Source organism: Paraburkholderia nodosa DSM 21604, from assembly GCF_000519185.1.
In the GTDB taxonomy this organism is placed as follows: domain Bacteria; phylum Pseudomonadota; class Gammaproteobacteria; order Burkholderiales; family Burkholderiaceae; genus Paraburkholderia; species Paraburkholderia nodosa.
Genome location: NZ_JAFA01000016.1, coordinates 106,704 through 119,565 on the forward strand (window position 1 = coordinate 106,704; position 12,862 = coordinate 119,565).

General features: G+C 66.7%; 9 protein-coding genes. 6 read left to right on the top strand and 3 right to left on the bottom strand.

The features are described from left to right. Nucleotides 1-3: 3 nt before the first annotated feature. Entirely contained in the window at nt 4-189 is a 186-nt protein-coding gene (locus A3CW_RS0123395; RefSeq protein WP_028205736.1) for a hypothetical protein, read from the bottom strand. On the opposite strand from A3CW_RS0123395, the gene A3CW_RS0123400 reads away from it, so the two are divergent. Then, entirely contained in the window at nt 188-4,672 is a 4,485-nt protein-coding gene (locus A3CW_RS0123400) for a DNA translocase FtsK (RefSeq protein ID WP_028205737.1), read from the top strand. The two genes, A3CW_RS0123395 and A3CW_RS0123400, sit on opposite strands and share 2 nt — an antisense overlap. Nucleotides 4,673-4,726: 54 nt before the next feature. Here the strand turns inward: A3CW_RS0123400 and A3CW_RS0123405 are convergent, their stop codons facing one another. Beyond that, entirely contained in the window at nt 4,727-6,025 is a 1,299-nt protein-coding gene (locus tag A3CW_RS0123405; RefSeq protein WP_028205738.1) for a lactonase family protein, read from the bottom strand. 232 nt (nt 6,026-6,257) lie between these two features. On the opposite strand from A3CW_RS0123405, the gene A3CW_RS51150 reads away from it, so the two are divergent. The 3 genes from A3CW_RS51150 to A3CW_RS47315 all read left to right on the top strand — a co-directional run bounded on the left by A3CW_RS51150 (nt 6,258) and on the right by A3CW_RS47315 (nt 10,059). Beyond that, on the top strand, nt 6,258-6,407 hold the full coding sequence (locus A3CW_RS51150) for a DUF3096 domain-containing protein (protein ID WP_081771773.1): 150 nt from the start codon (nt 6,258-6,260) through the stop codon (nt 6,405-6,407). A 176-nt stretch (nt 6,408-6,583) separates the two neighbouring features. Beyond that, a complete protein-coding gene (locus A3CW_RS0123420; protein WP_028205739.1) occupies nt 6,584-8,446 on the top strand; it encodes a glycoside hydrolase family 15 protein in 1,863 nt (620 codons plus the stop codon). A gap of 305 nt (nt 8,447-8,751) precedes the next feature. After that, the gene (locus A3CW_RS47315; protein ID WP_051481659.1) at nt 8,752-10,059 is read left to right on the top strand and encodes a polyhydroxyalkanoate depolymerase; all 1,308 of its coding nucleotides are present in this window, start codon (nt 8,752-8,754) and stop codon (nt 10,057-10,059) included. A gap of 131 nt (nt 10,060-10,190) precedes the next feature. Here the strand turns inward: A3CW_RS47315 and A3CW_RS0123430 are convergent, their stop codons facing one another. Continuing rightward, nucleotides 10,191-10,823 carry a TetR family transcriptional regulator gene (locus tag A3CW_RS0123430; protein WP_028205740.1) on the bottom strand — a complete coding sequence of 211 codons (633 nt, stop codon included), beginning with the start codon at nt 10,821-10,823 and terminating at the stop codon, nt 10,191-10,193. A gap of 444 nt (nt 10,824-11,267) precedes the next feature. On the opposite strand from A3CW_RS0123430, the gene rsxB reads away from it, so the two are divergent. Both rsxB and nth read left to right on the top strand, forming a co-directional pair. After that, complete coding sequence (rsxB, locus tag A3CW_RS0123435; protein WP_028205741.1) at nt 11,268-12,113, top strand: electron transport complex subunit RsxB; 846 nt, start codon at nt 11,268-11,270, stop codon at nt 12,111-12,113. Nucleotides 12,114-12,148: 35 nt separating this feature from the next. Next, on the top strand, nt 12,149-12,793 hold the full coding sequence (nth, locus tag A3CW_RS0123440) for an endonuclease III (RefSeq protein ID WP_028205742.1): 645 nt from the start codon (nt 12,149-12,151) through the stop codon (nt 12,791-12,793). Nucleotides 12,794-12,862: the final 69 nt, after the last annotated feature.

Sequence of the window (12,862 nt, forward strand, 5' to 3'; positions counted from 1 at the left end):
CCCTTACCCGGCGCGGCGCTTTTTTTGTTGCGCGCGAACCAAAGCGGCGCGCGCAAGGTCTTTGGCGTGTCGGGCGCGCAACGCCTGCCGTGCCGCGCGCAACACCGCCCTCAAGTGGATGGCGGCGCGCAGGGGCCGAGCGGTTACACTCCACACGTCGCACACCTTCTCTACGTACATCTTCGGCATGCACACGGTAGTTCCTGGCTGGTTCGGCGTTTCGGCCGTCTGGTTCATCCCTCTGATCTGGCGTCTCGTCAAGTCCGTGCTGCCGGGCGGCGCGGGCCTGCGCGGCCCGGGCACGATCCGGCTCTGGCTCGGCTTCGTCGGCGTGCTCGTGGCGAGCTGCGCGCTCGAGGCGACGCTAATCGACATCGCCGGTTTCGACGCGCTCGGCCACGCGCTTTCGGGCGGGCTCGGCAAGCTCATCGGCCACGTGGCGGCACCGCTCGCGATGACGGCGCTCTTCCTCGTGAGCTTGCCGTGGCTGCTCGACTTCCATTGGCGCGAATTCCTCGCCTGGGCCGACATCTCGCTCGGGCTCGGACTGAACATCCGCGCCGCGCGTGAGACCGAAGACAGCCCGCGCCGCGAACGGCGCAGCCGCCGCGCCGCGGCCGAAGAGGGACTTCCCGCGCATAGCGCCGCCACCTTCAATCCGCCGATGCCTGGCGACAGCGCGCAACGCAAACGGCCGACGATCTGGCGCCCGCCGGCGCGTGACGCGCGCGAGGGTCGCGATAACCCGCGCACAGCCGGCGCGATGGCCACAGGATTCGGCGCAGCGTCGGCCGCTGCCACCGCACAGGACGCGTTTGCGGATCCTGCGTCGTGGCGTGCCGAACCCGGCTTCCGTGGTCCCGCCGATCCCTCCGCGGCATGGGCGCGCACCGAGCCGACCGCGGCCGCCGACTGGCTGCGCGGCACGCGTGCGCCGGTGCAAACGCCGCCTGCGGGTGCGTCGCGGGCAGCGATGGAGGCGCCGCGCGCGCCGTTGCAGCCAGGCGCGCCGCTCGGCGACGCGCGCCGCCCGCCGGCGCGCGGTGCGAGCGCGGTGCAGGACGTGGCAGGTATGCATGGGGCGCAGGGCGTCCCTGCGCAGCCCAATGCGCCGTGGCGGGCAGAGACGACTCTCACGCGGCCGGCCATGGCCGCCGCGATGACGGGCGCGAGTGCGCGCACGGCTTCGGCTTCGGCTTCGGCGGCGGTGCACGGCGCGCCGCTCGCGGCCGGCGCCGCCGCAGCCGCGGCCGCCGCGCGCAGTGCCGCGTTCGGCACGATGCCGGCACCGCTCGATCCGTTGACTTCGCCGTTCGCACAACCCGTCATGCCGCGCCGCACGGCACCGCCGCCCGCGGCGGGCAGCACGGCAGCACGCGCTGCGGCCGCCACGCCGCCGCGCGTCGCGAAGCCGCCGAAACCGTACGTCTGGCAGGGGCAGCCCGCGCGCGTGAACCCTCGCCCGCCCATGGGTGCGCCGCGCGCGGCGCCGTTCGGCTCGCATCTGGCAGAAACGCCGCCCGCGACGCCCGCCTACTCGCGCCCCGCGCCCACCAGCGCGCCGCAGGCGGAGGCGCCGCTCTCGATGAGCGTGCTCGAAACGTTGCGCTCGATCGAAGAGAACGCCGCACGCTGGACGACGCTCGCCGGCGCGAGCCTCGCACGCCGCACCCTGGACGAAGCGGGCGCGCTCACGGGCGAGGAACAAACGCACGGACAATTCCCGAGCGCATCGCCGGACCTCGCGACGGCGGCGCTGCCGGTGACGCTTTCGGGCGGGTCGCTGGAAACGACGTCCGCTCCGGTCACGCAGCTGGACGGTGGCTACGTTGCGTCAAACCCGGGTGTGCAATCGTTCGAGGAAGCGCACGCCGTACCGCAGCCGCACGACACGACGTCAGGCGTGACGCCAGCTACGCACTCTGCCCCCTACCCTGCTGCGGCTCAGAGCCCGGTATCGTCCGAGCCGAATCTGGTCAGCGCCGGCTATACGGCTGCGCCGACTGCCTGGCAATCGATGCCGGCCCACGCGGTCGAAGCCACGCAAAACGCCTCGAACGAGGCAACGCGCGTCGAACCTGTGCAAGCGGCGGCGGAGGAAGCCGCAACGCCTTCGCCGTGGCCAACGCTGGATCACGGCATGCCGTGGATCCTGCTCGACGACGAACCATCGGCCGCCGCCCCCGCCGAGACGCACGCCGCCGAACCGTTCTTCACGTTCAGCCCATCGACGGTGCAGGAGCAGGCACCTGCGCCAGCCGTAGCGGTTTCTCCCGTTGTGGCAACCGCGCCAGCGCCAGCGCCCGTAGCGACGCAAACGCCGGTCGCAGCAAGCCCACAGACCGAGCAACCTGCTCCGGCCGAATCGCATGATGCGCACGAAGCACACGACCAGCTCGACACATCGGCCGCGTCGAACATCGTGCACTTCCCCCGCGTTGCCCGCGAGGCGCAACCCGACGCCGCCGCGACGCCTGCTCAGCACGTAGCGCCCGTTAGCGGGCAACCGCTCGAAGCAAGCACCCGCGCCGACGTAGTGGTCGATCCGGCGTCGACGGCGGCCCGCGACGAATCGGCGTACGGCACGTACGGCAGCACGTTCGAAACCTCTGCGCGCGCGACGCCCGCACACGTCGCGCCGACGGTTGCGCATGCGGCTCCCGCGACGCCTTTCGACGCAGCGCCTTCGCCTGTGGCCGAGCAGAAGGCGAGCGAGTCTTTCGCGCCCGTCGCGCGGAGCGAATCCGCCGGCGTCGACGAGCACCCCGCGTCGATGGATGAAGCGCAAGGCGTTGCGAACGAAGCCGCCGAGGCCTTGCCGGCACCCGGCGCGCCGGCAACCCAGGCAACGGCTTTCGAGGCGACGCCCCTGCCCGCAGCGCAAGCGCCCGCACCCGCAGCAACGCCGCCGTGGATTGCCGAATCGCAGCCGGAAAGCCGTCCTGCAGTTGCCGAGGCCACGCTCACGCCGAATCCCGCGCAGCCCGCGACGTCGATCGCCGCCCCGATTGCGGCGCCCTACCCCGCCATCGCGACCGAGCCGAGCGCCGCGAGCCCCGACTTCGAGTCCGTATCAGAAGCCATCGAAGCCCCCGAAGCGGTCGAAGCCCCCGAGCCCGCAGTCCAGCGCGCTCCCGTGCGCGGCCACGCGCCCACGTCCTTCGTGTTCGAGCCGCTAAGCGCATCGGCAGTCGAACTGCCCGGGCTCGATCTGCTCGAGCGCGCATCGTCCGAGATCGAGCCTGTCTCCGAGCAGAAGCTCGCCGAAACGAGCCAGCTCATCGAGCAGCGTCTCCAGGAGTTCAAGGTCCCCGTGACGGTGGTCGGCGCCTCGGCGGGCCCGGTCATCACGCGCTTCGAAGTGGATCCCGCGCTCGGCGTGCGCGGCAGCCAGATCGTCGGCCTCATGAAGGATCTCTCGCGCGGCCTCGGCCTCACGTCGATCCGCGTGGTCGAAACGATCCCCGGCAAGACCTGCATGGGCCTCGAACTGCCGAACGCCCGCCGCCAGATGATCCGCCTCTCAGAGATCCTCGAATCGGCGCCGTACCATCGCTCTCAGTCGAAGCTCACGATCGCGATGGGCAAGGACATCGTCGGCCATCCGATCGTCACCGATCTCGCCAAGGCGCCGCACATGCTCGTGGCGGGCACGACCGGTTCGGGCAAGTCGGTCGCGATCAACGCGATGATCCTGTCGCTGCTCTACAAGGCGACGCCCGAGGACGTGCGGCTCATCATGATCGATCCGAAGATGCTCGAGCTTTCCGTGTACGAAGGCATTCCGCATCTGCTCGCGCCGGTCGTGACCGACATGAAGCTCGCCGCCAACGCGCTCAACTGGTGCGTGGGCGAAATGGAGAAGCGCTACCGGCTGATGTCGGCGGTGGGCGTGCGCAATCTCGCGGGCTTCAACCAGAAGATCCGCGATGCCGAAGCCCAGGAAAAGAAGATCGGCAACCCGTTCTCGCTCACGCCGGAAGCCCCCGAGCCGCTCTCGCCGCTGCCGATGATCGTGGTCGTGATCGACGAACTCGCCGACCTCATGATGGTCGCGGGCAAGAAGATCGAAGAATTGATCGCGCGTCTCGCCCAGAAGGCGCGCGCCGCCGGCATCCACCTGATTCTCGCGACCCAGCGTCCTTCGGTGGACGTCATCACGGGTCTCATCAAGGCGAATATTCCGACGCGGGTGGCTTTCCAGGTGTCGTCGAAGATCGACTCGCGCACGATTCTCGACCAGATGGGCGCCGAGTCGCTGCTCGGCCAGGGCGACATGCTGTTCCTGCCGCCGGGCACGGGCTATCCGCAGCGCGTGCACGGCGCGTTCGTCGCCGACGAGGAAGTGCACGCGGTCGTGGAGTATCTGAAGCAGTTCGGCGAGCCCGAATACGTCGAAGGCATACTCGACGGCCCGGCTGCCGAAGGCGCGCCGCAGGACCTGTTCGGCGACTCGCCCGACGCCGAAGCCGACCCGCTCTACGACGAGGCGGTCTCGTTCGTCGTGCGCACGCGGCGCGCGTCGATCTCATCGGTGCAGCGGCAACTGCGCATCGGCTACAACCGCGCCGCGCGTCTGGTCGAACAGATGGAAACGGCGGGACTCGTTTCGCCGATGGGCATCAACGGCAGCCGCGAAGTGCTCGCGCCCGGCGGCGGCCAGGGCGAGTAAGGAAGAAGGCGCGCCTCGCGCCTTCTTGCGTCATCTCGAGACGCTATGGCTCGACTATTGCGCGACGAACTTGAAATCGACCGGCGAGCCGATGTCGATGCGCTTCGGGTTCGGCTCGAGCAAACCCGTCTGCTGATCGCGGCGGAACACGTAGGCGGTATCGCTGTTCTGGTTGCCGACGATGAGCCACTGCCCGGTCGGATCGATCGCGAACTCGCGCGGCGACTTGCCGAGGCTCGACTGGCGCCCCACGCGCTTGAGCTTGCCGCTCTCGCCATCGACGGCAAAGATCGAAATATCGTTGGCGTCGCCGCGATTGGAAACGTAGAGGAACTTGCCGTCCGGCGACAGATGGAGCGCCGCCGCGCCCTGCGTTCCCTTGAAGCCCGGCTCCGCGAGCTTCTCCACTTGTTCCAGCTTCATGTGGCCGTCGTGATACGCAAACACCGTCACGGTGGCGGCCAGTTCGCTCGTGAGATACGCGTGACGGCCGTCATTGCCGAAGATCAGGTGGCGCGGACCACTGCCTGACTTCACATCGGTATAACGCCACTCAGTGGGGCTCACCAGGCCGCGGCTGCCGTCCGGCGAATAGAGATACGTCCAGAGCTTGTCGGTGCCGAGATCCTGGGTGAAGAGATAGTGCCCATCCGGCGAAAACACCGTCGAATGCACGTGCGCGTTGTCCTGACGCCCCTTCACGGGGCCGCCGCCCTCGTGGTGCACGGTGAGCACGGACTCGCCCAGCTTGCCGTCTTGCTGCACGGGCAGGACTGCGAAGCTACCGCCCGGGTCGGCGGCGACCGAGTAGTTCGCCACGAAGAGATAGCGGCCGTCCGGCGAGAGGCTCAGATAGCACGGATCGTTGCCCTGCGCCGACACCTTGTTGAGAAACGTGAGCTGACCGCTTGCGGCATCGAAGCCGAACGCGCTCACGTCGCCGCGCAGACTGGCGGGACCGTTGTCGCCCGGCAGCTCGTTCACCGCGTAGACGAAGCGGTTGTCCTTGCTCACCACGAGAAACGAAGGGTTCACCGTCTTCGCCACGCTGACCGGCTCCATATCGCCCGTCTGCGTATCGAAGTGGTAGACGTAGAGGCCCTCGCTCTTGCCGCCCGTATAGGTGCCGACGATCAGGTTGTAGACACCGCCCGCGGATGCGGTCGTGGATGCGGATTGCGCGAACGCATGCGTCGCGGCGACGGAAGCCATGATGACAACACCTTTGACGAACTGGGTGAGGAGATGCGCGGGGCGGCGCTCAGTGCGGCGCGATCGGGACAGGCTACCTGAATCGGCAGATGAGCGGGAGGGCACAGGCACGGCGTTTGCGGCGGCACGGCGAAGGAACATGTCGACCTCCTTTTTCTTGTCGATGCAGGGGAGCGGGTCGGCCCTCGTCGCAATGCCGACCGTATTCGTCTCGCTTTCGTCTGATACATGGGACACCGGCCCAGTATAAGAGAGGTCGCGAGCGCCCGCCCCGCAAGCGCGCAGCGACGAGTCCAGGCCAAAGTCGAAGCAACAACGAGCAACAAAGGCATCTACGCAAAGGTTCGAAACCCGCCGCAACCAGGGAGCCGTCATGAACATTCACGTCGCCATCGGGCCGCTCGTCGCGCTCATCGCAGGCATTCTGATTCTCGCCGTGCCGCGTCTGCTCAATTACATCGTCGCGCTGTACCTGATCATCATCGGGGTCATCGGGCTTTTCGGCGTGGGCGGCCATCTGTGACCCGTTCAGGTCACGCTCGACGGCGTTTGTTGACACAGGCGAGATGAGTATTTGCGCGTGCTGGCGCGCAAAACGCATTGCGCTGGCGGCCCCGCTGCCACTACTCTTGTGCGTGCATGCCGCGCCGCTGCGGCAAGCGGCTTTCGTTTTCGAGCAACGCTGTCAATCTGCTTACTATGCCCGCACCCATTGAAGACTACGCATTGATCGGCGACGGCCATACGGCCGCGCTCGTTTCCCGCACCGGATCCATCGACTGGCTCTGCTGGCCGCGCTTCGACTCCGGCGCCTGCTTCGCCGCCCTCCTCGGCACCGAGGAAAACGGCCGCTGGCTCATCGCGCCCGCGCAGCCCGAAGATGGCGCGAAAGTCGAGATCAAGACCACGCGCCGTTATCGCGGCGACACGCTGATCCTCGAAACCGACTTCGAAACGCCCGATGGCGCCGTGACGCTGATCGACTTCATGCCGCCCGGCAACGGCTGGTCCGAACTCGTGCGCATCGTCGTGGGCCGGCGCGGCACCGTGCGCATGGAAAGCCAGCTCGTGCTGCGCTTCGACTACGGCTTTTCGGTGCCGTGGGTGAGCCGCCTCACCTACGAGAGCGGCATCAAGGCCACGGTGGGCCCGGACACGGTCGTGCTGCGCACGCCCGTGGACCTCCAGGGCGAAAACATGCACACGGTGGCACAGTTTGACGTGAAGGAAGGCGAACGCGTGCCGTTCTCGCTTTCGTATGCGGCCTCGCACTTGCGTCTGCCGCCGCCGCGCGACCCGTTCACGGCGCTTGCGCGCACGGAGAACTTCTGGACCGAATGGGCCTCGCGCAGCACCGTGGAAGGCCGCTGGGCCGAACCCATCCGCCGCTCGCTCATCACGCTCAAGGCGCTGGCCTACGAGCCCACCGGCGGCATCGTCGCGGCGCCCACCACGTCGCTGCCCGAACAGCTGGGCGGCACGCGCAACTGGGACTACCGCTACTGCTGGCTGCGCGACGCGACCATCACGCTCCTCGCGATGATGCGCGGCGGCTACTACGACGAGGCGCGAGCCTGGCGCGCCTGGCTGGGCCGTGTGATGGCAGGCTCGCCCTCGCAGTTGCAGATCATGTACGGGCTCGCCGGCGAGCGCCGGCTGCCCGAATTCGAACTCGACTGGCTGCCCGGCTACGAAGGCGCGAAACCGGTGCGCGTGGGCAACAATGCGGTCGGCCAGCTGCAGCTCGACGTGTACGGCGAAGTGATGAACGCGCTGCACCTCGCGCGCGTGGGCGGCTTGCAGGCCGACGACACCGCATGGTCGATCCAGTGCGCGATGCTCGAACACCTGGAAACGATCTGGACCAAGCCCGACGAGGGCATCTGGGAAACGCGCGGCGGCCGCCAGCATTTCACGTTCTCGAAGGTGATGGCGTGGGTCGCCTTCGACCGCGCGATCAAGTCGGCGGAGAAATTCGAGCTGCCCGGGCCGCTCGATCACTGGCGCGAACTGCGCTCGACGATCCACGCGACCATTTGCGAGCGCAGCTTCAACAAGGATCTGAATTCCTTCACGCAGATCTACGGCGGCACCGATCTCGACGCGAGCCTGCTGCTGATGCCGCTGGTCGGCTTCCTGCCCGCGGCAGATCCGCGTATCGCCGGTACCGTCGCGGCGATCGAGCGCGATCTCATGTGTGAAGGTTTTGTGATGCGCTACCGCACCACCGAATTCAACGATGGACTGCCGCCGGGCGAAGGCACCTTCCTTGCGTGCAGCTTCTGGATGGTCGACAACCTGGCCCTGCAAGGCCGCATGGACGACGCACGCCGCATGTACGAGCGCCTGCTTTCGCTCGCCAACGACGTGGGATTGCTCGCCGAGGAATATGACCCCATTGCGGGGCGCCTGGTCGGCAATTTCCCGCAGGCGTTCTCGCATGTGGCGCTCGTGCATACGGGCCTGAACCTCATGCGGCACGAACAGGAAATGGCGAAGGAAACGGGACATCCCGCGGTCGACGGCGCGTCGGCCGAGCCGGCTGTTGTATCCGCATCGTGAATGTTCGAAAGCGCCTGGACGTTTTCGCGGGCTGGGGTACACTAGGGATGCTGCGTTGCACAACAGCCGGACGGCACAATGCCGTCCGCGCCGCCTGGCAACGGGGCGAAACGCGTGTGCCGCCTTGCAGCGCGCTTGCAGTCACGAGCTGCGAACGCATGCGGGTGTGCCCGCGCTAAAGCCCTCCGGGCGGCGGCCGATAAACAACCTGACTGACCGACCAACCTTGCCGGCCCGCATCTGCTCCGCGCCTCATCCGCGCGCGACCTGGGTGCGAACCGCTCCTTGAAGAAGCCGGAGCGCCCATGCTCTATCAAATCCGTGAATTCCAGCGCGCGTTGCTCAGCCCGCTGACCGCCTGGGCCCAGGCCGCCTCGAAATCGTTCTCGAATCCGACGAGCCCGTTTTCACTCGTGCCAGGCGCCACGCGCTTCGCCGCAGGCTACGAACTGCTCTATCGCCTTGGCAAGGACTACGAGAAGCCCGAGTTCAACCTTCGCCAGATCGTGAAGGACGGCTTCAATATTCCGATCGTCGAGCAGACCATCATCGAGAAGCCGTTTTGCCGCCTGCTGCGCTTCAAGCGCTACGCCGACGACACCGGCGCCGTGGCCGCGCTCAAGGACGAGCCTGCCGTGCTCGTGTGCGCGCCGCTCTCGGGCCACCACGCCACGCTCCTGCGCGATACCGTGCGCACGCTGCTGCAGGACCACAAGGTGTACATCACCGACTGGGTCGACGCGCGCATGGTGCCGCTCGAAGCCGGTCCGTTCCATCTCGACGACTACGTTGCGTATATCCAGGAATTCATCCGCCATATCGGCGCGAAGAATCTGCACGTGCTGTCGGTTTGCCAGCCTACGGTGCCCGTGCTCGCGGCCATCTCGCTGATGGCGAGCCGCGGCGAGGACACTCCGCTCACGATGACGATGATGGGCGGCCCGATCGACGCGCGCCGCAGCCCCACCGCCGTCAACTCGCTCGCCACCGAACATTCGCTCGACTGGTTTGCGAACAACGTGATCCACCCCGTGCCGGCGAACTATCCGGGCGAAGGGCGCGAGGTATATCCTGGCTTCCTGCAGCACGCGGGTTTCGTCGCGATGAATCCGGGCCGTCACACTACCGCGCACTGGGACTTCTACAAGAGCCTGCTGCGCGGCGACGAAGAGGACGCCGAAGCACATCGCCAGTTCTACGACGAATACAATGCGGTGCTCGACATGGCCGCCGAGTATTACCTCGAAACCATCCGCACCGTGTTTCAGGATTTCAGCCTCGCTGAAGGCACGTGGGACGTGGCCGGCGAGCGTGTGCGTCCGCAGGACATTCGCGACACGGCGCTCTTCACGATCGAAGGCGAACTCGACGACATTTCGGGCGCGGGTCAGACGCGCGCCGCGCACGATCTGTGCACGGGCATTGCCGAGGCGAACAAGCATCATCTGACTGCCGAGAAATGCGGCCACTACGGCATCTTCTCGGGCCGCCGCTGGCGCACGATCATCTACCCGCAACTGCGCGACTTCATCCGCCAGCACCAGCAGGCCGCCGGCCACGCGAGCAAGGAAACGCCTGCCCGCGGCCGCTCCGCTCAGGACGCTGTCGCCTGACGAAGGCTTGCGCTTCACTCGAGCGCATGCAGTCCATGCCAGCAGCAAAATCCGCGCGCCGTCCCAGGACGGCGCGCGGCGTTTGTGGAGCGTGAAACGATCTTGCGCGTTCTCCGCGTGCGACTCGTGCGCTACTTGCGCATGAGATACGCGAGCAACATCTCCGTGTTGAGCTGAATGATTTCCGCACGTTCGGCAGTCGTGCTGAAGTCGCGACCGAGCGTGGCGTTGAGCGTGTAGCGGTTCGATATGATGTAGTAGCCCATGCCCGAAAGCGTCACATAGAGGCGCAACGGATCGATGCTGGGGCGAAACAGTCCCGCGGATTCACCGCGCGTGAGAATCGAACCGAGCGTCGCCACGATCGGCGAGATCATCTCGCGAATTCGTGTGGACTTCTGCATATATCGCGCCTCGTGCAGGTTCTCGTTGTTCACGAGCCGCAGCAGTTCGGGATTGTCGCGATAGTAGTCCCACACGAAATGCGCGAGCCGCGTGATCGCCTCGACGGGCGCGAGCCCCGAGAGATCGAGCGCGCGCTCGGCTTCATTGAGCGCGCCGAATGCGTGCTCGAGGACCGCCGTGAATAGTTGCTCCTTGCTGCCGAAGTAGTAATAGAGCATGCGCTCATTGGTTTCCGCGCGTCGCGCGATCTGGTCGACGCGTGCGCCGAACAGGCCGCCATTGGCGAATTCTTCCGCCGCGGCGAGCAGAATGCGGCGGCGGGTGCCTTCAGGATCTCTTTTGATTTTTGGCTGATTCATGGTGGCAGGATCTCGTTAAGCCGCGTTGTCCGGTTTACGTTGTCGGGCAAGACTGCGCCGGGCCTCTCCTCGCCCTGGTATCGACAACGTTGTGCGGGGCGCGCCAGGTTAATGGACAGACACCCTCCGACCTACGGTCTTGCGTTCCTTCTTGTTTGTTTGATGTCGTTGCGAGCCGACATCGTTCTTCCCCCTGTCTGCCTCGTGCGAAGCACGTTGCCTGCCGTGCCCGACATGTACCGCTTACGTCTATTGATTTCCCCTGGACTGCACGGTGCTTCGCATTAAGCGCTTTGATTATGGCACATGGCCCGCCGATGGCAATGCGGGAAATCGGCGATAATGCAGGCTTTGGCGCTGTGCGTGTGCGCCCCTTGAGGCCCGGTGCGAAGCCCTGTGCGCCCGAGGTCACGCCACCGCCCGCCCCGCCCCGATGTAGCGAACGTGAACGATCCCAAAACACTCGCAGATCGCATCGAAGATCTGCTGCCCCAGACCCAATGCACGAAGTGCGGCTATGACGGCTGCCGGCCCTATGCCGAAGCCGTCGCCGCCGGCGCCGCCAACTACAATCAGTGCCCGCCCGGTGGCCTGGAAGGCGTCGAGCGCCTCGCGACACTGCTCGGCAAACCCGTCATCCCGATCAATCCGGACAACGGCGTGGAGCGTGCGCGTCCGGTGGCATTCATCGACGAACAACTGTGCATCGGCTGCACGCTGTGCATGCAAGCATGTCCCGTCGACGCGATCGTGGGCGCGCCCAAGCAGATGCACACCATCGTCAAGGATCAGTGCACGGGCTGCGACCTGTGCGTCGCGCCCTGCCCGGTCGACTGCATCGCAATGATTCCCGTTACGGGCGAAGCGACCGGCTGGGACGCGTGGACGCAGCAGCAGGCCGACGAAGCCCGCGTGCGGCATGACCGGCGCGCCGCGCGCCAGGTCGCCGAACGCAATGCGGCCGAGGCGCGCGCCGCGGCTCGCCGCACCGCCACGAGTGCGCCGCAGGCCCAGGCGCCCCAAGTGCAGCAAGACGCCGCCACGCAGCCCGCCAGCGCCCCCGCCGACGACGCCGAAGCGAAGAAGAAAGCGATCATCCAGGCCGCGCTCGAACGCGCGCGCCGCAAGAAGGCGGAATTGGCCGAACAGGGTGTGGGACCGCGCAACGTCGAGCACGTAAGCGCCGACGTGCAGGCGCAGATCGATGCCGCCGAGGCGCGCCGCAAGCGTATTGGTATCGAGCCGAGCACATCGGACTCACCGCCCGACGACGACAAATCCGCGCGATAGCGCTCCGCAACGCAAAGGCCCCACGCACAACGAGCATGAACGCCACCAAGCGCCGCGCCATCTACGAAACGCTGCAAAGCCTCAATCCGCATCCCACTACCGAGCTGGAATTCAGCACGCCGTTCGAACTCCTGATCGCCGTGATGCTCTCCGCGCAGGCCACCGACGTTTCGGTGAACAAGGCCATGCGCCGGATGTTTCCGGTCGCCAACACGCCGGACGCGGTGCTCGCGCTGGGCGAGGAAGGGGTGGCCGATTACATCAAGACGATCGGCCTTTATCGCACCAAGGCCAAGAACGTCATTGCGACGTGCCGCATTCTCATCGAGCAATACGGCAGCGAGGTGCCGCCGACGCGCGAGGCGCTCGAAGCGTTGCCCGGCGTTGGACGCAAGACCGCGAACGTCGTGCTCAACACGGCCTTCGGCCAGCCGACCATTGCCGTCGACACGCATATCTTTCGGGTTGCGAACCGAACGGGACTCGCGCCCGGCAAGGACGTGCGTACCGTCGAAACCGCGCTCGAAAAATTCACGCCACCCGAGTTCCGCCAGGACGCGCATCACTGGCTCATCCTCCACGGGCGCTATGTGTGCAAGGCGCGCCGGCCCGAATGCTGGCATTGCGTGATCGAGCCGCTGTGCGAGTTCAAGCCGAAGACGGCGCCGCCGGAGCTCTGAGCGAGCGCGAGCGTCCGGGCGTAAAATGTTGGATTCAGGCAGCGCAGCACGACGCTGCGCGATTTAGCG

Coding starts and splice junctions, on each gene's coding strand:
- A3CW_RS0123395 (WP_028205736.1), bottom strand. CDS start 189: ATGCCGAAGATGTACGTAGAGAAGGTGTGCGACGTGTGGAGTGTAACC.
- A3CW_RS0123400 (WP_028205737.1), top strand. CDS start 188: ATGCACACGGTAGTTCCTGGCTGGTTCGGCGTTTCGGCCGTCTGGTTC.
- A3CW_RS47315 (WP_051481659.1), top strand. CDS start 8,752: ATGCTCTATCAAATCCGTGAATTCCAGCGCGCGTTGCTCAGCCCGCTG.
- A3CW_RS0123420 (WP_028205739.1), top strand. CDS start 6,584: ATGCCCGCACCCATTGAAGACTACGCATTGATCGGCGACGGCCATACG.
- A3CW_RS0123430 (WP_028205740.1), bottom strand. CDS start 10,823: ATGAATCAGCCAAAAATCAAAAGAGATCCTGAAGGCACCCGCCGCCGC.
- A3CW_RS51150 (WP_081771773.1), top strand. CDS start 6,258: ATGAACATTCACGTCGCCATCGGGCCGCTCGTCGCGCTCATCGCAGGC.
- A3CW_RS0123405 (WP_028205738.1), bottom strand. CDS start 6,025: ATGTTCCTTCGCCGTGCCGCCGCAAACGCCGTGCCTGTGCCCTCCCGC.
- nth (WP_028205742.1), top strand. CDS start 12,149: ATGAACGCCACCAAGCGCCGCGCCATCTACGAAACGCTGCAAAGCCTC.